This is a genomic window from Roseovarius sp. (assembly GCF_040219995.1).
Lineage (GTDB): Bacteria > Pseudomonadota > Alphaproteobacteria > Rhodobacterales > Rhodobacteraceae > Roseovarius.
Genome location: NZ_JAVJUC010000017.1, coordinates 46,187 through 67,081 on the forward strand (window position 1 = coordinate 46,187; position 20,895 = coordinate 67,081).

A 20,895-nucleotide genomic window follows, 5' to 3' on the forward strand; every position below is an offset into this window, starting at 1 on the left:
AATCGGTCATCCGAGGGTGTGCGCATGAGACGTCTGACATGGTTCAACGCCACCTCGCTCACGCTCGGCTTTGCCTTTCTTTACCTGCCGATGCTCATCCTCATCGTCTACAGCTTCAACGAATCAAAGCTGGTGACGGTCTGGGCCGGGTTTTCGACCAAGTGGTATGGCACCCTGATCCAGAACGACGCGTTTCTTGACGCGGCCTGGGTGACGCTTCAGGTGGCGGTGGTGTCGTCTACCGTCGCCACGGTGCTGGGCACGATGGCCGCATCGGTGCTGGTGCGGGCGGGGCGGTTTTATGGGCGCACGCTGTTTTCCGGCATGATCTATGCGCCGCTGGTGATGCCCGAGGTGATCACCGGTCTATCGCTGCTATTGCTGTTTATCGGGATCGGGCTGGACCGGGGGATTTTCACCATCATCCTCGCGCATACCACCTTTTCGATGTGTTTCGTGTCGGTGGTGGTGTCGTCGCGGCTGGTGACCTTTGATCGGTCGCTGGAAGAAGCGGCGCTTGATCTGGGGTGCTCGCATTTCGATGCGTTCCGCCTTGTGACCCTACCGATCATCGCGCCTGCGGTGATTTCCGGCTGGCTGCTGGCGTTCACGCTGTCGCTTGACGATCTGGTGATCGCGTCCTTTACTGCCGGGCCGTCGGCCACGACGCTGCCGATCAAGATCTGGTCGTCGATCCGGCTGGGGGTCAGCCCTGAGATCAACGCGCTCTCGACCATCATGATCGGGATCGTTGCGGTCGGGGTGATCACCGCGTCGCTGATCACCAAGCGTGCGAGCCTGCGCCAACAGGCCGACGAACGCGCCGCCGTTCACGCATGAGCCGCATCTATCCGGCGCATGCCTATGGCGAGGGGCCGCGTGCGGGCTGTTATTGGCCGACCACCGTGGTGCCGCGCGATTACCCGGCGGCGCAGGGGCGGATCACCTGCGATGTGGCTGTGATTGGCGCGGGGTTCACCGGGCTGTCGGCGGCACTGCATCTGGCCGAGGCCGGTCAGGATGTGCGGGTGTTCGAGGCGCAGGTGCCTGGTTGGGGCGCCTCGGGGCGCAATGGCGGGTTCTGCTGTCTGGGCGGCTCTGCCGCGTCGGACACGATTCTGCGCAAGACCCATGGTGAGGCGGCGCGGCGCGAGTATCGGCGCGCTGAGGTGGAGGCGGCGCGGTTTGCCCGTGATCTGATTGCGCGGCATGGGATACAGGCCGATCTGCATTCCGAGGGTGAGACGCTGCTGGCGCATACGCCGCGCGCGGTTGCGGGGTTTGCCGCGCGGGCTGCGCAGATCGAGGCGGATTACGGCGTGGCGCCGGAGTTCATCTCAGGCTCTGAACTGGCGCAGATGGGCATGAAAGGCCCGTTTCACGCGGCACTCACCACGCCCGTCGGCGTGGCGCTCAACCCGATGAAATATACGCTGGGGTTGGCGGAGGCGGCGGTGCGCGCCGGGGCGCGTGTTCATGGCCAGTCCCCGGTGAGTGCGATCCGGCGGGATGGGGTGTTTCACCTGACCACGCCGCAGGCGCAGGTCACCGCGCGGCGGCTGATCGTGGCGACCAATGGCTATTCGTCGGATGACCTGCCGGGATGGATGCGGGCGCGCTATCTGCCGACGCAATCGAACGTGATCGTGACGCGGGTGATGAGTGATGATGAACTCAGCGCGCAAGGCTGGACCACGCGACAGATGTGTTATGACGACCGGTTTTTCCTGCATTATTTCCGGTTGATGCCCGATAACCGGATGCTGTTCGGCATGCGCGGCGGGCTGTTTTCCTCGGCTCGGTTCGATGCGCGTATGGATCGGACGATAAGGGCGCATTTCGAGCGGATGTTTCCGGCGTGGCGGCATGTCGAGACGTCGCATAGCTGGAATGGGCTGTTGTCGTTGTCGCCGGATCTTACGCCCTATGCCGGGCCGATCCCGGATATGCCGGGGGCGTTCACCGGGCTGAGTTATCATGGCAATGGGGTGGCGATGGGGAGTTATGCCGGGGCGCTGCTGGCCGATCTGGCGATGGACCGGGTGCCGGGGCGTCTTTATCCGGAGATCCTGCGCAAGCCGCCGGGGCGTTGGCCTTTGGGGCGGCTGCGCCGGGCGATGCTCTGGCCGCCATATGCATTGGCGACGTTGACCGGGGGGTAGGCGGGGTGTTTTGGCCTTGAGGCGACATTGCAGTGAGCCGCGCATCGACGGGCCGCGGTGCGGCGATCCTACCTCAGTTGTTTAGCGCTTTATATCCGCCAAAGCCGAAAAACATCAGAGCGCAGAGCAGGTTGTAGCCAAATCGCCGTGCCGGGGGGGCGGCCCGGCGATGCGCGGCGGGCTTCGCCCTTGATTCCGCGCAGGGGCATAACGGCAACGACTGCTCCAGACCAATCCCTACCCTATTCAGGCGTCCGCGCAGACCTTGCCCTATTGCGTCTGATCCCAAGCTGATGTTCGCGCCAGATGATGATGATCCCGGCCAGAATGACCAGCGACGCGCCGGTGAGCATGGCGCTGGTGGGCACCTCGTCGAAGATGAAATAGCCGATTCCGAGCGCAAGGAGGATCGAGGCGTAATCGAACGGGGCCACCACGCTGGCATCGGCGAAGCGGTAGGAGGAGGTGAGGAAAATCTGCCCTAGCCCGCCCAGAAGCCCGGCGAGGATCAGAAGGCCGAATTCCGGGCCGGAGGGCAGGACCCAGCCGAAGGGGATAGTCAGAAAGGAGAGCAACGTGGAGGTTACGGAGAAGTAGAAGACGATGGCGCTGGTCTCTTCGGTCTGCACCAGTTTGCGCACGTAGATTTGCGCCAGTGCTGCGCAAATCGCGCCGGTGAGGGCGAGCATCGCGCCCACGGCCTGCATCGTCTCGACGGTCGGGCCGCTGAGGGCTGTGAGGCGCGGGGCAAGCACGATCAATACGCCCGCAAGACCGAGGCCGACCGCGCCGATCCGAAAGAAGCCGACCTTTTCGTTGAGGAACATCGCCGCGAAGACCACGACCAGCAAGGGGGCGGCATAGCCCAGGGCCGTGACCTCGGGCAGCGGCAGCAGGCCGAGCGCGGCAAAGCCCAGCCCCATGGCCGCCGTGCCGACAAAGCCACGCCAGAAATGGTTTAGCGGCGATTGGACCCTGAGACCGGTGCGCAGGTCGCCGCGCAGCATGAGCCAGACGAGGATCACCGGGATGGCGAAGAACGAGCGGAAGAACACCGCCTCGCCGGGGGGAACGTGCCCCGACGTTGCCTTGATCAGCGAGGCCATGGTGATGAAGAGCGTGACCGACGTGATCTTGAGCGCGATCCCGGTGAGGGGGCGGGCGCGGTCCGGAGGTGCCATGTTCAGGCGTCCGTATCCGCCTCCTTGCGGGGCAAGACCCAATCGGCGCGCGGGAAGTGGCAGGTATAGCCCTGCGGGAAGCGCTTGAGGTAATCCTGATGCTCGGGCTCCGCCTCCCAGAAGTCACCGACCGGTTCGACCTCGGTCACGACCTTGCCGGGCCAGAGGCCGCTGGCCTCGACATCGGCGATGGTGCGCAGCGCCTCGGCCTTCTGTTCTTCGGAGCAGTAGTAAATCGCCGAGCGATAGCTCATCCCCACGTCATTGCCCTGTCGATAGAGGGTGGTCGGGTCATGGATCTGGAAGAACACCTCGAGGATGCGGCGATAGCTGATCTTCGCAGGGTCAAAGATGATCTCGATGCCTTCCGCATGGGTGCCGTGATTGCGATAGGTGGCATTCGGCACATCGCCGCCGGTATAGCCCACCCGAGTCGAGATCACGCCGGGCAGCTTGCGGATGAGATCCTGCATGCCCCAGAAACAGCCACCGGCCAGAACTGCACGTTCGCTCATGTCACATCCTCCACCTGATCGAGATACGCGCCATATCCCTGCGCTTCCATGTCGTCGCGATGAATGAATCGCAGGCTTGCCGAGTTGATGCAATAGCGCAAGCCGCCCCGGTCGCGGGGGCCGTCGGGAAAGACATGGCCCAAGTGGCTGTCGCCGTCGCGGCTGCGCACCTCGGTGCGGATCATGCCCATGGTGAAATCCTTGATTTCAGCCACATGGGCAGGCTCAATCGGCTTGGTGAAACTTGGCCAGCCGCAGCCGGATTCGTATTTGTCGGAACTGGCGAAGAGCGGCTCGCCGCTGACGATGTCGACGTAGATGCCCGGCTCCTTGTTGTTGAGATATTCGCCAGTGCCGGGGCGTTCGGTGCCGTTCTTCTGGGTCACCCGGTATTCTTCGGGTGAGAGGGCGGCGATCCTGTCGGGGTCTTTGCGGTATTCGGTCACGTCTCACGCCTCCTGTGCTATGCTTCAGGATAACAGATGGGGCGCGGGCCGAAAAATGGAATAGCGGGGCAGAGTGATCCACCGCCCCGATTGCGCCGTAAATCAAGTAACTTTCCGGAGGATTGACATGCGCCTGATCATCGCTTTTTTCGCCGCCTTTTTCGCTCTTCCTGCCGCTGCGCTCGATCTCGACGCGCCGTTCGGAAATATCGACGGGGGAGAAATCCGGCTCAGCGATTGGCGGGGGCAGCCGGTGCTGGTGGTCAATACTGCCTCGCGCTGTGGTTTCACGCACCAATATGACGGGTTGCAGGCGCTCTACGACAAATACCGCGACCGGGGGCTGGTGGTTCTGGCGGTGCCCTCTGACGATTTCCGGCAGGAATTGTCGAGCGAGGCCGAGGTCAAGGAGTTCTGCGAAGTCAATTTCGGGCTCGATATCCCGATGACCACGATCACTCCGGTCAAGGGGTCGCGGGCGCATCCGTTTTACGCCTCGCTTGCCGACGAGGCCGGGTTCGCGCCTGCGTGGAACTTCAACAAGGTGCTGATCGGCCCTGATGGCGAGGTCACGGGCACATGGGGGTCGGTTGCGCGCCCGACGTCGCAGGAAATCACCGGGCGCATCGAGGCGCTGTTGCGCTGATCAGTGATTGTCGCGCGGCAGGTTGCGTGCGACGCGCTGATAGGCAGTTGCCAGTTCAAGACAGCCCCCATCTGACAATTGCCCGACATGTCGGCGATATATCTCCTGCCACGGGGTCTGGTTTTCCAGGTCAGGGGCGGACCAGTCGGCCTGGCGCTGCGCCCATTCCTCCGGCTCTACCAGCGCGTCCATCGAGGCGGTGTTGAGATCGAGCCGCACCCGATCGCCGGTTTGCAGGTAGGCGAGCCCGCCGCCGACCACTGATTCGGGAGAGGCGTTCAGGATCGACGGGCTTTCGGAAGTGCCCGATTGCCGCCCGTCGCCCACCGTGGGCAGGTGCCGCACGCCTGCGCGCAGCAGGTCATCGGGGGGCTGCATGTTCACCACTTCGGCAGAACCCGGATAGCCGACGCAGCCGACATTACGGATGAAAAGGATCGTGTGCTCGTCGATGGCGAGGTCCGGGTCATTGATGCGGGCGTGGTAATCCTCTGGCCCCTCGAAGACCACGGCGCGGGCCTCGAATATCCCCTCGGCACCGGGGGTGGAGAGGAACCGCTCGCGGAACGCATCTGAGATCACGGAGGTTTTCATCAGCGCGGAGTCGAAGAGGTTGCCGGAGAGGACGAGAAAGCCCGCCTTTGCGCGCAAGGGCCGGTCATAGGGGCGGATCACATCATGGTCGTGGCTGTCGCGACCGGCGAGGTTGTCGCCCATGGTCTTGCCCGTGGCGGTCATCACGTCGGCGTGCAGGCGCCCGGCCTTCATGAGTTCGGCCATCACCGCAGGCACGCCGCCCGCGCGGTGGAAGCTTTCGCCAAGATACTCTCCGGCGGGCTGCATGTTGACGAGAAGCGGTTCGTCGAAGCCGATGGTCTGCCAATCGGTGATGTGGAGCGCCACGCCCGCATGGCGCGCGATGGCCTGAAGGTGCGGCGGCGCGTTGGTCGATCCCCCGATGGCGGTGTTGGTTCTGATCGCGTTCTCGAACGCCTTGCGCGTCAGGATGTCTGAGGGTTTGAGATCCTCAAACACCATGTCGACGATGCGCCGCCCGGTGGCATAGGCCATTTCCATGCGCTCGCGGAACGGGGCGGGGATTGCCGCAGCACCGGTCAGTGTCATGCCGAGGGCCTCGGCCATGGCGTTCATCGTCGAGGCGGTGCCCATGGTATTGCAATGGCCCAGCGAGGGGGCCGAGGCGCAGGCGCGCTCCATGAACTCTTCGTAGTCGATGCGGCCTTCGGCGAGCAGGCGGCGGGCCTCCCAGATCACGGTGCCGGAGCCTGCGCGCTGGCCCTTGTACCAGCCGTCGAGCATTGGCCCGCCATTGAGGGCGATCGCCGGAATGTCGACCGTTGCCGCGCCCATGAGTTGCGCGGGCGTGGTCTTGTCGCAGCCGGTGGTCAGCACGACCCCGTCGATGGGATAGCCGTGCAGCACCTCAACGAGGCCGAGATAGGCAAGGTTGCGGTCGAGCGCCGCGGTGGGGCGCTTGCCGGTTTCCTGAATCGGATGCACCGGAAATTCCATCGGGATGCCGCCCGCGTCGCGGATGCCGGCCTTGATCCGGTCCATCAGAAAGATGTGGATCTTGTTGCAGGGGGCAAGATCGGAGCCGGTGTTGGCGATGCCGATGACGGGGCGGCCGCTCTGGAGTTCTTCGCGGGTGAAGGTCTGGTTCTGATAGCGTTCGAGATAGAGCGCGGTCATGCCCGGGTTGTCGGGATTGTCGAACCATTCCTGCGAGCGGAAACGCCCTGATTTTGGCGGTTTGGTCATGCTCTCCTCCGGCGGGTGGGCTGCTTGTGGCGAGCATCATGGCTGATATACCGGGACGCAAGGCAATAATCGGCCCGGTCGGGGCCACGCGAGGGGGAAGACAGGTATGAATATCGTCATCATCGGCGGGGCCGGGTTTCTGGGGCAAAAGTTGGCGCGTGCGCTGGTTGCGCGGGGCAGGCTGAATGGTCAGCCGGTACGTCGCATCACCTTTGCGGATGTAACCGATCCGGCGGGGATCGAGGGGGCCGCGGTGCCGGTGGATACGGTGCAGTGTGACATCACCGATCCGGCCTCGGTGGCGCGGGTTATCACCGGTGAGACGGAGGTGATCTATCACCTCGCCGCTGTGGTGTCCTCGCATGCCGAGGAGGCGTTCGAGGACGGGATGCAGATCAACCTGCATGGCACGCTCAACATATTGGAGCGGTGCCGGGCGCTGGCCACGGTGCCGCTGCTGGTCTTCACCTCGTCGCTGGCGGTTTATGGTGGCGAGGTGCCGGACCCGATCACCGAGGTGTCGCTGCTCAATCCGCAGAACTCCTATGGCACGCAGAAGGCGGTGGGGGAGTTGCTGGTCAACGATTATGCGCGCAAGGGTTATATCGACGGGCGTGGTGTGCGGCTGCCGACGATCTCGATCCGCCCGGGCAAGCCGAATCGTGCGGCATCGAGTTTCATGTCGTCGATCCTGCGCGAGCCGCTCAATGGTCAGACGGCCAATTGCCCGGTGGATGAGGATTTCCAGCACTATTATCTGAGCCCGCGCAAATGCGTCGAGAACCTGATCCGGGTGGCGGAGATTTCCGCCGGGGATCTGGGGGGCAACCGCATCCTGCAGATGCCCGGGCGGACCCTGTCGATCCGGCAGATGATCGACGCGATGACGGCCGTGGCCGGGCCGCAGCCTGCGACGCTGATCACCTGGCAGCCGGAAGAGGCGGTGCGGCGGATCGTGGGGGGATGGCGGTTCGATATCCATGCCGACCGGGCGCTTGCGCTGGGGCTGGAGGCGGATGGCAGCTTTGAGGAGAATGTGCGGGCGTATATCGAGGATGACCGGCCTGTGGGGTGATTTTGGGATCAGAGGATATGCGGGTTTTTGTCTGGAGCTGCCGTTGACATCTAGGGCCAATGCGCGGAATCGAGGTGCCGCAGGCACCGCCGCGCCGCGCCCGACCGCCCCCTCGGGCGGGCGCTTTTGCAACGTTTCAAGCCATTGAAAACGCGGAGGTGTTTGGCTGGCATAAAGTGCGGTCCACCAAGGTTGCTGCGCCCACCCGGCGGCCGGGCACCGCGCGACTCATCTCGTCGACACCAAAGGTCCACTTCAGGTCACTCACGCTCCTTCGCCCCGCATTTCGGAACTCGCCACCTAGGGCGTGGCAAGAAACGCCTCCACGTCCGCACGCCTGGGGATCGGGGCAACGGCACCGTAGCCCTGCACTGCGATAGACGCCGCTGCGTTGGCATAGGCGGCGGCGGTGAAGGGATCGTCCCCGGCGATGATCCGCGCCAGAAATGCGCCGTCGAACGTGTCGCCTGCGCCGGTGGCGTCTACAACGGAAACCGGTCGTCCCGGCACGCGCCTCCGTTTTTCAGGGGTGGCCACCAACGTGCCCTCGGCCCCGAGTGTCAGTGCGACGATCCCTGCCCCGAGCCCGAGGTAAAAATCGGCGATCCTGTCGGGGTCGGTGAGCCCGGTCAGCGCCTCGGCATCCTCGAGCCCCGGCAGGGCGATATCGGCCATTGCCATGCCTGCATGGATGATCGCCCGGGCGCGGTCGAGCGGCCAGAGCTTGAGCCGCAGGTTGCTGTCATAGGACACGCGCCCGCCCGCCGCGCGCACGATCTCCATCGCGGCGAATACGGTATCGGCGGCGCTTTGGGATATGGCCTGGCTGATGCCCGAGACATGCAGGATTTGCGCGGTCTCAAGAGCGGCGCGAGGCAGGTCTGCGGGGGTCATGCGGCTGGCGGCAGACCCGTCCCGAAAATAGCTGAACTCGTGCCCGTCCGCCCCGTGAGTGACGAAATAGATACCGGTCTGGCCGCCCTCGACCGCGCGCACGGTGGTGGTGTCCACGCCTTCGGCCTGCCACAGGTCGATGAAGGAGCGGCCAAAGGCATCGGCCCCGACATGGGTGAGATAGCCCACATGCGCGCCCTGCCGCGCGGCGGCGATGGCGCAATTCGAGGTGTCGCCGCCATGGCCCGGCAAATAGCGCCCGTCGGGCTGCTGGTTGAATTCGAGGATCGGCTCGCCGAGGCAGAGAAGATCGACCGCCATCAGCGCGCCCCATTCAAGGCCGCGCGGATGAGATCGCGCGCCGTGGCCTCGTCGCCCGCCTCAAGGGCGGCGGCGGGCAGCAGGTTGCCGCCCATGCCGACGCAGAGCGCCCCGGCGGCGAGATAGTCGGCGGCGTTCCCCGGTGTGATGCCGCCGGTGGGCATGAGCGCGATGTCCGGAAAAACCGCCCGAAGCGCCTTGAGAAACCCGGGCCCGCCTGCGGCATCGGCGGGAAAGACCTTGACCACACGCGCACCCGCCTGCGCGTGATGGAGCACTTCGCCGGGTGTCATGGCGCCGGGCAGATAGGGGATTTGTGCGGCGCGACAGGCTGCTGCCACCGTGTCGCACCAACAGGGCGAGACGACGAATTGCGCGCCCGAGGCGATGGCCGTCTGCGCCTGTGCGGCATCAAGAACGGTGCCCGCCCCGAGAATGACCTTGGGATATGCCGCGCCTAGGCGCTGCAAGAGCCCGCTTGCGTCGGGCACGGTCATGGTGATTTCGAGGGCGCGCGCGCCTTCTTGGGCGAGCAGGTGACAGGCGGTTTCGGCGATGGCCGTGTCGTCGTGGCGGATCACCGGAACGATGCGGGCGTTTTTCAGGGCGCGTGTCAGATGGTCGGTCATTGCTCCTCCGGCGTTGCGCGTCCGGGCCATGCTTTCGCTTGCGTGAACCCGCAAAGATACCGATACCTGTTTCCCATGCGACTGACCACCACCGCCCTTGCCGCCGTGACCGCGCTTTGCGTGATGATCGGCGTGTTCTGGCTCTCGCTCAGCTTTTTCCAATCCGAGGAAGAGGCCAAGGCGCGCGGGCGGTTGTCGCTGTATCACAGCACGGTGCGGTCGGAACTGGAGCGGTTTTCGCACCTGACCTATGTGCTGGCGCGCGACAGTCATGTGATCGACACCGCGACGGGTGGGTCGACCGGGCGGCTGGATCGCAGGCTGGCAGCGTTTGCGGCACAGTCGGGGCTGGATGCGATTTATCTGATGCGACCTGACGGGATGACGATTGCCGCCTCGAACGCCGGGCGACCGGGCACCTTCGTGGGGCAGGATTATTCCTTTCGCCCCTATTTTCAGGCGGCGCGTGCCGGTCTGCAGGGGCGGTTCTACGGCATCGGTGCAACCACGGGATTGCCCGGCTATTTCATCGCCGACGCGGTGCGCGATTCGGAGGGCGGGCTGGCCGGGGTGATTGCGATCAAGCTCGATCTCACCGATCTGGAGGAGTCATGGCGGCGCGCAGGGGAGCAGGTCTTGCTGGCCAATCGGGATGGTGTGGTGCTGTTGTCCTCGGACCCGGACTGGCGGTATCGCAGCCTTGCGGATCTGAGCGCCGATCAGCGGGCCCGGATCGCGCAGGACCGGCAGTTTCCGGGGCAGGATCTTGCGCCGCTGGACTGGCAGCCCGTGGACGCTGCGCGGGCGATGATCGACGGGACGGAGCGGATTCACCTCGCAGCCTCGGTCGCGCCGCATGACTGGGTGTTGCATTACTTTGCGGATGACAGCGCGGCGGTGACGCGCAGCTGGCTGTTGACCGGGCTGGTGATGATCCTTGCAGGCGCGGGGTTTCTGGTGTCGCAGGTGCGGCGGACACAGCGCATCGGGGCGGCCTTGCGCCGGTCCGAAGCGGAAGAGGCGCAGCTGCGCGAGGCCAATGAACGGCTGGCAGTGGAGATCGAGGAGCGCCGCACCGCTGAGCGCCGGTTGAAGCGGACGCAGGACGAGTTGGAGCGCGCGAGCCGACTGGCGGCACTCGGGCAATTGGCGGCGTCTGTCACGCATGAATTGGGGCAGCCGATCGCAGCGATGCGCAACCATCTGACAGCGGCCGAGATCGGCGGGCAACCTGCGGCGCGGATCATCCCGAGGATCACCGGGATCGTGGACCGGATGGAGGGGATCACGCGGCAGTTGAAGTTCTTTGCACGAAATGATCGGGAGGAGTTCGGGCCGGTCGATCTGGGGGCGGTGGTGCAGGCGGCGCTGGCGCTGGTAGAGCCGAATATCGTCAAGGTGGGGGCCACGACATCGGTCGATGCGCCAGAGGAGCCGGTGCTGGTGCGCGGCAATCAGTTGCGGTTGGAACAGGTGCTGACCAATGTGTTGCGCAATGCCGTCGATGCGGTGGAGGATTGTGCCGAACGGCGGATCGACATCACGCTGGGGCAGGGCGATGGCGCGGGCTGGGTCGAGGTGCGCGATACCGGGCACGGGCTGGGACAGGCGCGCCTAGACGAGTTGCAGGAGCCGTTCGTGACGACGCGCGAGAGCGGGCGCGGCATGGGGCTGGGCCTTGCGATTTCGGCGAATATCGTCAAGGCGCATCAGGGCCGGTTCAGCGCCGATAACCTTGCCGAAGGCGGGGCGATGTTCCGGATCGAGATACCGCAAGAGGGGATCGAGGAGGATTTGAGCGCGGCATGAGCAGCACCCCCCGTATCCTGATCGTCGAGGACGATCGCGCCATGCGCCTGTCGCTGATCGATCTGCTGGAGGCGTCCGAGTGGTGCGTCGAGGCGCTGCCGCGCGCCGAGCGGCTGGCGGACCGGCTGGAGGCGTTTCAGCCGGATGTGATCCTGTCGGATGTGCGGATGCCGGGCATGTCGGGTCTGGAGTTGCTGGACAGTCTCGACCGCGATCTGTCACCGCCGCTGGTGCTGATTTCGGCGCATGGCGATATCGCCATGGCGGTGGATGCGATGCAGCGCGGGGCTTACAGCTTTGTCGAGAAGCCCTATGAGCCGCGCCGCTTGCTGAACATCCTGCGCCATGCCGCCGATCAGCACGCGATGCGGCGCACGACCGAGCGGTTGAAATCGCGGCTGATGCAGTTGTCGGGGTTGGATCGGGTGCTGTTGGGGCAGACGCGGGAAACGGCGGCCCTGCGCGAGGAGGTGCTTGATCTGTCGCAGAGCGGCGCGGCGGTGATGCTGCAGGGCGAGACCGGCACCGGCAAGGAACTGGTGGCGCGGGCGCTGCATGATCTGGGTGCGGACGCCGCCGGGCCGTTTCTGGCGCTGAACTGTGCCGCGCTCTCGGTCGAGGGGTTCGAGGCCGAGATGTTCGGGGCCGAGGGCGGTGCCAAGGGGCGGTTGCAGGGGGCGGATGGCGGCACGCTGTTCCTTGATGAAATCTGTTCTTGCCCGATGCCGGTGCAGGCCAAGCTTTTGCGGGTGATCGAGGACAAGCAGGTATTGCCGCTGGGGGCCGAGGCCCCGGTACCGCTGGCGTTCCGGGTGATTTCGGCGACCAACGAAGACCCCGAGCAAGCGGTGCGTGAGGGGCGGCTGCGGGCCGATCTGCTGTATCGGCTCAATACTACGGTGATCGCCCTGCCCACCCTGCAACAGCGGCGCGATGACGTGATGCTGCTGGCGGCGCGGTTTCTGGACGAGTTTGCGCGGGTCTACGAGACCCGCGTGCCGGACCTCACGCCGGAGGACAGTGCCGCCCTTCTGGCGCATGACTGGCCCGGCAATGTGCGCGAGTTGCGCAGCGTGTGCGAGCGCCGGGTGCTGAGCGCGCGGCGCGGGGCTGGGTCAATGGCGCAGGCGCTGCGCCGCGATGCGCTGGCCGATGATGTGCCCGACACGCTGCGCGCCGCCGTGGCGGCGTTCGAGCGGGAACTGATCGCAAAGGCGATTACCGCGCATGAGGGAAAGATGGAGGCGGTGGCCGAGGCGCTGGGCATCGGGCGGCGCACGCTCAACGAGAAGATCGTCAAGCTGGGGCTGGACAAGGAGGCGCTGCTGTAGTCACCTTGCGGATATCCGCAGGGCGGCTGCCGGGGCATGCGCGGTTTTCTTCATAGCCATTGTGCCGGGGATGACCCAAGGTAGCGCCCATCATAAAGCATGACATCTGGGAGGAGAAACCATGCCGAAATTTCTGAGTTATACCGCTGTGGCCGCGATCAGCCTTGCCTTTGCCGGTGAGGCGATGGCGACCGAATGGAACGTCTCGCTTTGGGGCAAGCGCCGGGCGTTTACCGAGCATGTCGAGAAGCTGGCCGAACTGGTGAGCGAGAAGACGAATGGCGATTTCACCCTGAACATCAGCTACGGCGGCCTGTCGAACAACCGAGAGAACCTTGACGGGATTTCCATCGGGGCCTTCGAGATGGCGCAGTTCTGCGCGGGCTATCACCGCGACAAGAATCCGACGATCACCGTGCTGGAACTGCCGTTCCTCGGGGTCGAGACGCTGGAGCAGGAGCGCGAACTGTCGATGGCGCTCTATGATCAGCCTTCGGTCAAGGCCGATCTGGCGCGCTGGAACGCGACGCTACTGATGCCGTCGCCGATGCCGCAATACAACCTCGTGGGTCTGGGCGATGCACCTCGCAGCCTGGATGATTTCAAAGGGCTGAGCGTGCGCGCCACCGGTGGCATCGGTTCTGCCATGGAGGCCGTGGGCGCGGTGCCGACCTCGATGTCGGCGACCGAGGTGCGACAGGCGATGGATAGCGGCGTGGTCAAGGCCGTGGCCTTTGCGCCGCATGCGCATATGTCCTTCGGCACCATCGAGAATGCGAAATGGTGGACCTCGAACCTGAACCCCGGCACGGTGAATTGCCCGGTGGTGGCGAATACCGACGCGCTCGACGGGTTGTCGGATGAGCATCGCGAGGCGCTGTTGGGGTCGATCGACGAGTCGCTCGATTACTACATCGACAACTATCAGAACAACACGCTGGAGGCCTGGGGCCCGGCTCTCGAAGAGCGCGGGATCGAGGTGATCAGTTTTGATGAGGCGTCTCTCGAAAAGTTCGAAGAGGCGGTGGCTGGTCCTGCCGCTGCGACCTGGATCGAGGAGATGGGCAGTCGTGGTATTCCCGCGGAAGAGCTCTATGACTTCGCCACGAGCACGCTTGCGGAGCTCAAGGGCGGCTCCTGAGCCTGACCTTTCCGGCCTGCCGCGGGTATCCGTGGCGGGCCGATTTCCTCGCGCATAATCCGGGAGACGAGCCATGGCGGGAGCGGCCTCTGTCCTGTCTGACAACAGCAGCCTGAGCAGGCTTGATCGCGGCCTTTACCGAATCGAGCGGCAACTTGCGCTCTTGAGCGGGCTGGCGGTTTTCTCGCTCATGGTTCTGGCGGTGTTTTCCGTCGGCGGGCGCAATTTCTTCAATCAGCCGCTGCCCGGATATGTCGACTGGATCGAGCAGATCATGCCGCTGATTGCCTTCATGGGCGTGGCCTATACGCAGCGCGATGGCGGGCATATCCGCATGGATATCTTCGTCGGGATGTTTCAAGGCCGCGCGCTGTGGCTAATCGAGTTGATCACGACGCTGGCGGTGCTGGCGCTGATGCTGCTGCTGGTCTGGGGCAGCTGGGCGCATTTCGAGCGTAGTTTCGACTGGAACGCGCCGCTTTGGAGCCGCGACAGCACCATCGACATCGCCCTGCCAATCTGGCCTGCGAAGATCCTGGCACCGATTGCCTTTGGCGTGCTGTCGCTGCGGCTGATGTTGCAGGTCTGGGGGTTCGGGCGGGCGCTGATCACCGGGGCAGAGCGACCGGTTGCGGTGCCGCTGATCGAGGATGCCGCAGCACAGGCCGCACGCGAGGCCGCGCATGTCAGCGGCCGTGATGAATAAGGATTTCACCTGATGGAGCCGATAGATATCGGGCTTGTCGTGACCGGTTTGATGCTGGTCGTCGTCGTTCTGGGCATGCGCGTGGCCTTTGCCGCCGCTCTTGCAGGCACGGTCGGGCTGATCTGGATTTTCTGGTCCAAGAAGGGCTATGCGGGCGACGAATTTGTCTGGGCGCTGACCGTGGCGGTCAAGACCGCCGGTCAGGTGCCGCATTCCAAGGTCAGCTCGCAAGCGCTGAGCCTGATTCCCACCTTCATCATGATCGGCTATCTCGCCTATTACGCGGGGCTGACCAAGGCGCTCTTCGAGGCGGCGAAACGCTGGATTGCCTGGGTGCCAGGGGGGCTTGCCGTCTCCACCGTGTTTGCCACGGCAGGTTTTGCTGCCGTGTCGGGGGCGAGCGTGGCGACGGCGGCGGTGTTTGCGCGCATCGCCATCCCCGAGATGCTCAAGATCGGCTATGACAAGCGCTTTGCGGCGGGCGTGGTGGCGGCTGGCGGCACATTGGCGAGCCTCATTCCGCCCTCAGCATTGCTGGTGATCTACGCGATCATCGTGGAGCAGGACGTGGGCAAGCTGTTGCTTGCCGGGTTCATCCCCGGCGTGTTTTCGGCCTTTGTCTATGCGCTTTTGATCATCGGTCTGGCGCTGACCATCAAAGGGTTTGGCCCGCCGGTGGGTGGCTTTACCTGGCGTGAGCGTTTCGTGTCGCTGCCGCCCGCGCTGCCCATTGTGTTCGTTGTCGTGACGATCATCTTTTTCGTCTACAACCCATTCGGCGGCGATGCCTGGGGCACACCGACCGAGGGCGGCGCGATCGGGGCCTTTGTGGTGTTCCTGATGGCGCTTTATCGTGGCATGCGCTGGCCCGAGTTGAAGGACGCCCTGCTGGAAACGGCGAAGCTCAGTGTGATGATCTTTACGATCATCTGGGGGGTGCTGATCTATGTGCGATTTCTTGGCTTTGCGGATCTGCCGTCGGCCTTTGCCGACTGGATTACCTCGCTGACGCTGTCGCCGATGCTGATCCTGATCTGCATCCTGCTGGCCTATGCGGTGCTGGGCATGTTCATGGATGCGATCGGCATGCTGCTCTTGACGCTGCCGGTGGTCTATCCGGCGGTGATGGCGCTCAATGGGGGGATCAATGTCAGTGCGGCGGACAGTGCCTTTGGCATGAATGGTCAGATGTGTGCGATCTGGTTCGGGATACTGGTGGTCAAGATGGCCGAGTTCTGTCTGATCACGCCACCTATCGGCCTCAACTGTTTCGTGGTGGCGGGCGTGCGCCCTGACCTGAGCGTGCAGGACGTGTTCAAGGGGGTGATGCCGTTCTTTATCGCCGATGCGGTGACCATTGGTCTGCTGGTGTCATTCCCGGCGATCGTCCTGTGGCTGCCGGGTCTGGCCTAGCGAAGTCCGTAAAACTGGACGTGTTAACAGACCGGTAATCCACGCTGTGCTACCCCTTGGATCGGGTGAGACAAAGGTGGTGAGTATGGACGTGCGCAGCAACGTGGCGCCGGTCATCATCAAACGGAAAAAGATCATTGCTGGCGGCGGGCATCATGGCGGTGCCTGGAAAGTGGCCTATGCCGATTTCGTGACCGCGATGATGGCCTTTTTCCTGCTGATGTGGCTGTTGAACGCGACGACGGAACAGCAACGCAAGGGGATCGCGGATTATTTCAGCCCGACCCTGCCGGTCAACCGGATTTCGGGCGGGGGTGACGGGGCGTTTGGCGGCGACAGCGTGTTTTCCGAGGACAGCCTTGCGCAGAACGGGACCGGGGCGTCGAGCAAGCACACGACCGAAAGCCGACAGGCGCGCGGCGAACAGGGGCTTATGGCGGACGGGGCCAATGCGCAGGAGCGGCAGGCCGAGGATGCCGCCTTTGCCCGGGTGGCCGACATGCTGACCGCGCGCAGCGGCGAAAGCTTTGTCTCAGAGGAGGCGTTGCGGCACATCCTGACGCGCGTGACCGATGAGGGGCTGGTGATCGAACTGTTCGATCTGGAGGGTGTGCCGCTGTTCACCGGATCGGATGTGGCGACCGACATGTTGGGGCATCTGGCGGCGCTCATCGCCAATGTCTCAGGTCTTGTGGATAACGATCTGGCGCTGGCGGCGCATGTCCGTGCGCGACCGGTGACGCTGCTCGACAATCCGGTCTGGGATGTCTCAGCGGCGCGGGCGAATCGCATGCGTGCCCTGCTGGAAGCGGCGGCGGTCGATCCGTCGCGGATGACGCGCGTGACGGGCCATGCGGATCGCAAGCCGGCCACCCCGGACCCGATGGAAGTGCGCAACAACCGCATAGAGGTGATCCTTTTGCGGTCAGGGCACGCCGAACGGAGAAGATTTTAGATATTATCCGGCTGTTAAATATCCGCGCCTATGACTGAGGGCCAAGATTGGTCGATACATCAGAAAGGCGTGTCCATGACGATTTCCTCTTCCCTTAATGCCGGTGTGGCGGGCCTGACGGCGAATGCCTCGCGTCTGGGGGCGATTTCCGACAATATCGCGAACTCCTCGACCCTTGGCTATCGCCGGGTCGAGGCCAGTTTTGAATCGCTGGTCATTTCGGGCAATGGTGGCAACTATGCTGCGGGGGGTGTGCGCGCCACGACGCAGAGGTTGATCGATCAGGGCGGATCGCTTGTCACCACGTCGAACCCGACCGATCTGGCGGTGCGCGGCCGCGGCTTCCTGCCGGTCGCCCTGTCGAGCGACGTGGCGGTCGGCAATGGCACGCCGCAGATGCTGCTGACCTCCACCGGGTCGTTCCGCACCGATTCCGAGGGGCGTCTGGTGACGGAATCGGGTCTTGTGCTGCTGGGCTGGCCGGCCGGGCCCGATGGCAGCATCCCGACCTTTCCCCGCGATACGAGCGATGGGCTGGAGCCGGTTCAGATCAACGTGAACCAATTGACCGGAGAACCGACAACGGCGGTCAATCTTGGCATCAATCTGCCTGCGACAGAGACTGAATCAACGGCAGATGGCACGCCACAGCAGCTTTCGGTCGAATATTTCGACAATCTGGGGCGGTCCGAGAATATCCAGATTGCATTCGCGCCAACGGTGCCCGCTGACGGCGCATCCAACCAATGGACAATGACGCTCGCCGACTCGGCGCAGGATGGCGCGATCATTGGGGAATATGCGTTGAGCTTCGATGATGCCCGCGCCTCGGGCGGTACGCTGCTCGATGTGGTGACGCTGTCCGGCGGGCCCTATGACCCGACCAGCGGACGGTTGATCGTCGATGTGGATGGCGGCCCTGTCGAGGTCAATATCGGACGGCCGGGCACATCCGAGGGGCTGACCCAACTGTCGGACAGTTTCGCGCCGCTGTCGATTTCCAAGGATGGTTCGCCGGTGGGCAACATGACCTCGGCCTCGGTGGATGAGAACGGGTTTGTCCGCGCGACCTTCGACACCGGGGCGAGCCGTGTCATCTATCAGGTGCCGCTGGTCGATCTGCCCAATCCGAACGGCATGATCTCGCTGGATCAGCAGACCTATCGCCCCTCGCCCGATAGCGGATCGTTCTTTCTCTGGAACGCCGGGGACGGACCGACCGGGGACATGGTTTCCTTTGCCCGTCAGGAATCGGCCACCGATGTGGCGGGTGAGTTGACCGACATGATCCAGACTCAGCGGGCCTATTCCTCGAATGCCAAGGTGATTCAGACGGTCGACGAAATGCTGCAGGAAACCACCAATATCATCCGCTGATCCGGATCGCATCCTAGTTGAAAGGCGCATGTCATGACCATTTCCGGGGCCCTGTCGAACGCTCTGAGCGGGCTGAATGCAAGCTCGCGCATGGCCGATATCATATCGACCAATATCGCCAATGTTCTTAACGAGGGCTATGCGCCGCGCGAGATCAGCCTTCAGTCGCAGCGGGACGGGCGCGGTGTTGCGGTGGCCGGGGTGATCCGCCATGTCGATGCCGTGCTGCTCGGGGATCGCCGATTGGCCGACAGCGCCCTTGCCGGGGCCGAAACGCGGGTGGCCTTCGCGGCCTCGCTCGAACGTGCCGCCGGTGCGGTCGATGACGTCGGATCGCTCGCAGCCCGGCTCACCGCCTTGGAGGCGAGCCTGGTCACCGCGGCCGCACGTCCCGAGGAGCCGTCAAGATTGCAGGCGGTGGTCGATGCAGCCACGGGTTTGACCGACCGGATCAATGATATCGCTGGCGGGATCGAAGCGCTGCGCAGCGAGGCGGATGGCGCGATCGCGCGGACTGTGAGCGAGCTTGATGTCGGGTTGCAGCAGGTCGTCACGCTTAATTCACGGATCACTGCCGCAGGGGCCAGCGGGCGCGGCACGGAGGCGCTTCAGGACGAGCGACAGCGCATCATTGACGGGCTGGCCGAGATCGTCCCGCTGCGGCAATTGCCCCGGGCGCATGGCGCTGTGGCGCTGATGACCACCGGTGGTGCGCTTTTGCTCGACGGGCGCGCGGTCACGGTTGAATTCGACGCCGTGCCTGTCGTGGCGGCCCATATGACGCAGGATAATGGGCTGTTATCGGGCCTGTCGGTGGCGGGTCAACGGCTGGCGACTGATGCGGAAGGGCCGCTTGGCGGTGGCCGACTTTCGGCTCTGTTCGATAATCGTGACCGCGCGGGGCCGGAGGCACAGGCGGCCTTGGACGGCATCGCGCGGATGATCGTGGAGAGTGTTGCGCAGCCCGGTCTGGACCCGACGCTGGCGCCGGGTGCGCCGGGCCTGTTCACGGATGCCGGGGCGGCGTTTGACCCGGCGCAGACGGTCGGTCTGTCGGGGCGTATTGCAGTGAATGCGGCCGTCGATCCAGAGGCGGGTGGTGCGCTGTCGCGTTTGCGCGATGGTCTTGGTGCAGTGACCGCCGGGCCGCCGGGGCAGGCCGGATTACTGCAGCGTCTGAGCACTGCGCTGGATACCCCGACCGGCAGCGCATCCGACCCGGTCGCGCGCACGATCGCGGGGCATGTCGCCGCCTTTGCGGGACAGGTGGCGCAGGTGCGGCTTGCCGCCGAGGAAACCGCGAGTTTCGCGACTGGGCAGGCGTCGGAACTGCGTGCGCTAGAACTCGAGTCCGGGGTCGACAGCGACGCCGAGTTGCAACGCCTCTTGCTTGTCGAGCAGTCCTTCGCCGCCAATGCGCGGATGATTCAGACCGTCGACGACATGATGCAAACCTTGTTGAGGATCTGACCATGAGCCTGCAGACCATTGGCGATCTCGCCCAGAGCTTTGCCCTGCGCCGTCAGAGCGTGGAACTGACCCGACAGATGGACCGCCTGACGCTGGAGCTGTCGAGTGGCGAGGCGGCGGACATGTCGCGGCACCTGTCGGGGAACCTGTTCCAGATTTCCGACATCGACCGCGAGCTTGCCTTGCTGGGCACCCACCGCGACACGGCGCGGCTTGCATCGACCGATGCACGGCTGATGCAGACCGCGCTGAGCCGGGTTCAGGACGAAAGCGCCGTCATCGCCACAACCGCACTGACGGTGGGGGCGACCGAGGGACAGGCGCCGGTCGCCACGCTGGCCGTGCAGGCGCGCGATGCGCTTGGGGCGATCATCGGCGCGCTGAATGGCGAAGCGGCCGGTCGCGCGCTGTTTTCCGGCACGCGCACGGACAGGGCACCGCTTGCATCTGCCGAGAGCCTTCTGTCGGGCCTGCGTGCTGCGGTGGCGGGGGCGACGAGTGTCACCGAGATGACACAGCGGCTCGACGGGTTCTTTGATGATCCGGCGGGTGGGTTCGCCACCACGATCTATCGCGGGGGGGACACCGGATTGCAGCCCAATGATCTTGGGTCGGGCGAGTCGGTCGCGCTTGATATCAAGGCGAATGACCCGAGGCTGCGCAGCCAGATCAGGCAGGTGGCGCTGGCGGCCTTACTGGATGATCCGGCGCTGAGCCTTACGCAGGAGACGCGACGCGACATGGCGCGGGATGTGGGAGAGAGGCTCTTGAACGGTCAGAACGGCGTGACGCGGCTGCGCGCTGATCTTGGCTCGGCCGAGGCGCGTATCGGGCAGGCGGAGAGCCGGATTGCCGCCGAGACGACCGCCCTGCAGATCGCGCGGAACGATCTTGTGTCGGTGGACGTGTTCGAAACCGCAGGTGAGCTGGAGCAGGTTCAGTTCCAGCTTGAGACGCTGTATACGCTCACGGCGCGGGCGGCGCGGCTGAACCTCGTGAATTTCCTCTCATGATCGGGTGCCGTCTCCTTGTCGCTGCCTGT

The 20,895-nt window shown here is 64.5% G+C and carries 19 protein-coding genes; 13 read left to right on the plus strand and 6 right to left on the minus strand.

Annotated features, from left to right (window positions below):
- Positions 1-24 precede the first annotated feature (24 nt).
- Both RID11_RS10035 and RID11_RS10040 read left to right on the plus strand, forming a co-directional pair.
- Positions 25-840, plus strand: a complete 816-nt coding sequence (locus tag RID11_RS10035) for an ABC transporter permease (RefSeq protein WP_350138430.1) — start codon at positions 25-27, stop codon at positions 838-840.
- Complete coding sequence (locus tag RID11_RS10040) at positions 837-2,162, plus strand: NAD(P)/FAD-dependent oxidoreductase (protein ID WP_350138432.1); 1,326 nt, start codon at positions 837-839, stop codon at positions 2,160-2,162. The genes RID11_RS10035 and RID11_RS10040 overlap by 4 nt, the downstream gene beginning before the upstream one ends.
- Before the next feature lie 242 nt (positions 2,163-2,404).
- Here the strand turns inward: RID11_RS10040 and RID11_RS10045 are convergent, their stop codons facing one another.
- The 3 genes from RID11_RS10045 to msrB are packed head-to-tail and all read right to left on the minus strand — an operon-like array spanning position 2,405 to position 4,304.
- Positions 2,405-3,343, minus strand: a complete 939-nt coding sequence (locus RID11_RS10045) for a DMT family transporter (protein WP_350138434.1) — start codon at positions 3,341-3,343, stop codon at positions 2,405-2,407.
- A gap of 2 nt (positions 3,344-3,345) precedes the next feature.
- Positions 3,346-3,858 carry a peptide-methionine (S)-S-oxide reductase MsrA gene (gene msrA / locus RID11_RS10050; protein WP_350138438.1) on the minus strand — a complete coding sequence of 171 codons (513 nt, stop codon included), beginning with the start codon at positions 3,856-3,858 and terminating at the stop codon, positions 3,346-3,348.
- On the minus strand, positions 3,855-4,304 hold the full coding sequence (msrB, locus tag RID11_RS10055) for a peptide-methionine (R)-S-oxide reductase MsrB (protein WP_350138442.1): 450 nt from the start codon (positions 4,302-4,304) through the stop codon (positions 3,855-3,857). The genes msrA and msrB overlap by 4 nt, the downstream gene beginning before the upstream one ends.
- Positions 4,305-4,431: 127 nt before the next feature.
- On the opposite strand from msrB, the gene RID11_RS10060 reads away from it, so the two are divergent.
- Positions 4,432-4,950 (plus strand): glutathione peroxidase, encoded by a 519-nt coding sequence (locus tag RID11_RS10060; RefSeq protein WP_350138444.1) that lies wholly within the window; start codon positions 4,432-4,434, stop codon positions 4,948-4,950.
- Here RID11_RS10060 and RID11_RS10065 read toward each other — a convergent pair whose 3' ends face one another.
- Entirely contained in the window at positions 4,951-6,732 is a 1,782-nt protein-coding gene (locus RID11_RS10065; RefSeq protein WP_350138447.1) for an IlvD/Edd family dehydratase, read from the minus strand.
- Between the two features lie 106 nt (positions 6,733-6,838).
- Here RID11_RS10065 and denD point away from each other — a divergent pair, with 106 nt between their 5' ends.
- Entirely contained in the window at positions 6,839-7,807 is a 969-nt protein-coding gene (gene denD, locus RID11_RS10070; RefSeq protein WP_350138449.1) for a D-erythronate dehydrogenase, read from the plus strand.
- A gap of 300 nt (positions 7,808-8,107) precedes the next feature.
- Here the strand turns inward: denD and RID11_RS10075 are convergent, their stop codons facing one another.
- Positions 8,108-9,022, minus strand: coding sequence for a sugar kinase (locus tag RID11_RS10075; protein WP_350138453.1), 915 nt, complete (start codon positions 9,020-9,022; stop codon positions 8,108-8,110).
- Entirely contained in the window at positions 9,022-9,651 is a 630-nt protein-coding gene (locus RID11_RS10080; RefSeq protein ID WP_350138455.1) for a bifunctional 4-hydroxy-2-oxoglutarate aldolase/2-dehydro-3-deoxy-phosphogluconate aldolase, read from the minus strand. The genes RID11_RS10075 and RID11_RS10080 overlap by 1 nt, the downstream gene beginning before the upstream one ends.
- A 75-nt stretch (positions 9,652-9,726) precedes the next feature.
- On the opposite strand from RID11_RS10080, the gene RID11_RS10085 reads away from it, so the two are divergent.
- The 9 genes from RID11_RS10085 to RID11_RS10125 all read left to right on the plus strand — a co-directional run bounded on the left by RID11_RS10085 (position 9,727) and on the right by RID11_RS10125 (position 20,866).
- Entirely contained in the window at positions 9,727-11,460 is a 1,734-nt protein-coding gene (locus RID11_RS10085; RefSeq protein WP_350138458.1) for a sensor histidine kinase, read from the plus strand.
- On the plus strand, positions 11,457-12,791 hold the full coding sequence (locus RID11_RS10090) for a sigma-54-dependent transcriptional regulator (RefSeq protein ID WP_350138460.1): 1,335 nt from the start codon (positions 11,457-11,459) through the stop codon (positions 12,789-12,791). The genes RID11_RS10085 and RID11_RS10090 overlap by 4 nt, the downstream gene beginning before the upstream one ends.
- Positions 12,792-12,912: 121 nt before the next feature.
- Positions 12,913-13,932: a C4-dicarboxylate TRAP transporter substrate-binding protein gene (locus RID11_RS10095; protein WP_350138463.1), complete on the plus strand. Its 1,020-nt coding sequence runs from the start codon at positions 12,913-12,915 to the stop codon at positions 13,930-13,932.
- Positions 13,933-14,005: 73 nt separating this feature from the next.
- Positions 14,006-14,638 (plus strand): TRAP transporter small permease subunit, encoded by a 633-nt coding sequence (locus tag RID11_RS10100; protein WP_350138465.1) that lies wholly within the window; start codon positions 14,006-14,008, stop codon positions 14,636-14,638.
- A 12-nt stretch (positions 14,639-14,650) separates the two neighbouring features.
- Positions 14,651-16,051 (plus strand): TRAP transporter large permease, encoded by a 1,401-nt coding sequence (locus tag RID11_RS10105; RefSeq protein ID WP_350138468.1) that lies wholly within the window; start codon positions 14,651-14,653, stop codon positions 16,049-16,051.
- 85 nt (positions 16,052-16,136) lie between these two features.
- Positions 16,137-17,006: a flagellar motor protein MotB gene (locus RID11_RS10110; RefSeq protein WP_350138470.1), complete on the plus strand. Its 870-nt coding sequence runs from the start codon at positions 16,137-16,139 to the stop codon at positions 17,004-17,006.
- Positions 17,007-17,081: 75 nt separating this feature from the next.
- A complete protein-coding gene (locus tag RID11_RS10115) occupies positions 17,082-18,383 on the plus strand; it encodes a flagellar hook protein FlgE (RefSeq protein ID WP_350138473.1) in 1,302 nt (433 codons plus the stop codon).
- A 33-nt stretch (positions 18,384-18,416) separates the two neighbouring features.
- Positions 18,417-19,853 (plus strand): flagellar hook-associated protein FlgK, encoded by a 1,437-nt coding sequence (gene flgK, locus RID11_RS10120; RefSeq protein WP_350138476.1) that lies wholly within the window; start codon positions 18,417-18,419, stop codon positions 19,851-19,853.
- A 2-nt stretch (positions 19,854-19,855) separates the two neighbouring features.
- The gene (locus tag RID11_RS10125; RefSeq protein ID WP_350138480.1) at positions 19,856-20,866 is read left to right on the plus strand and encodes a flagellin; all 1,011 of its coding nucleotides are present in this window, start codon (positions 19,856-19,858) and stop codon (positions 20,864-20,866) included.
- Positions 20,867-20,895 lie beyond the last annotated feature (29 nt).

Excerpts from the sequence above, each read along its gene's own strand:
- RID11_RS10080 (WP_350138455.1), bottom strand. The coding sequence starts at position 9,651 with ATGACCGACCATCTGACACGCGCCCTGAAAAACGCCCGCATCGTTCCG.
- RID11_RS10115 (WP_350138473.1), top strand. The coding sequence starts at position 17,082 with ATGACGATTTCCTCTTCCCTTAATGCCGGTGTGGCGGGCCTGACGGCG.
- RID11_RS10110 (WP_350138470.1), top strand. The coding sequence starts at position 16,137 with ATGGACGTGCGCAGCAACGTGGCGCCGGTCATCATCAAACGGAAAAAG.
- RID11_RS10090 (WP_350138460.1), top strand. The coding sequence starts at position 11,457 with ATGAGCAGCACCCCCCGTATCCTGATCGTCGAGGACGATCGCGCCATG.
- RID11_RS10125 (WP_350138480.1), top strand. The coding sequence starts at position 19,856 with ATGAGCCTGCAGACCATTGGCGATCTCGCCCAGAGCTTTGCCCTGCGC.
- RID11_RS10060 (WP_350138444.1), top strand. The coding sequence starts at position 4,432 with ATGCGCCTGATCATCGCTTTTTTCGCCGCCTTTTTCGCTCTTCCTGCC.
- RID11_RS10040 (WP_350138432.1), top strand. The coding sequence starts at position 837 with ATGAGCCGCATCTATCCGGCGCATGCCTATGGCGAGGGGCCGCGTGCG.
- denD (WP_350138449.1), top strand. The coding sequence starts at position 6,839 with ATGAATATCGTCATCATCGGCGGGGCCGGGTTTCTGGGGCAAAAGTTG.
- msrA (WP_350138438.1), bottom strand. The coding sequence starts at position 3,858 with ATGAGCGAACGTGCAGTTCTGGCCGGTGGCTGTTTCTGGGGCATGCAG.
- RID11_RS10100 (WP_350138465.1), top strand. The coding sequence starts at position 14,006 with ATGGCGGGAGCGGCCTCTGTCCTGTCTGACAACAGCAGCCTGAGCAGG.
- RID11_RS10035 (WP_350138430.1), top strand. The coding sequence starts at position 25 with ATGAGACGTCTGACATGGTTCAACGCCACCTCGCTCACGCTCGGCTTT.
- RID11_RS10065 (WP_350138447.1), bottom strand. The coding sequence starts at position 6,732 with ATGACCAAACCGCCAAAATCAGGGCGTTTCCGCTCGCAGGAATGGTTC.
- flgK (WP_350138476.1), top strand. The coding sequence starts at position 18,417 with ATGACCATTTCCGGGGCCCTGTCGAACGCTCTGAGCGGGCTGAATGCA.
- RID11_RS10085 (WP_350138458.1), top strand. The coding sequence starts at position 9,727 with ATGCGACTGACCACCACCGCCCTTGCCGCCGTGACCGCGCTTTGCGTG.
- RID11_RS10095 (WP_350138463.1), top strand. The coding sequence starts at position 12,913 with ATGCCGAAATTTCTGAGTTATACCGCTGTGGCCGCGATCAGCCTTGCC.
- RID11_RS10105 (WP_350138468.1), top strand. The coding sequence starts at position 14,651 with ATGGAGCCGATAGATATCGGGCTTGTCGTGACCGGTTTGATGCTGGTC.
- RID11_RS10045 (WP_350138434.1), bottom strand. The coding sequence starts at position 3,343 with ATGGCACCTCCGGACCGCGCCCGCCCCCTCACCGGGATCGCGCTCAAG.
- RID11_RS10075 (WP_350138453.1), bottom strand. The coding sequence starts at position 9,022 with ATGGCGGTCGATCTTCTCTGCCTCGGCGAGCCGATCCTCGAATTCAAC.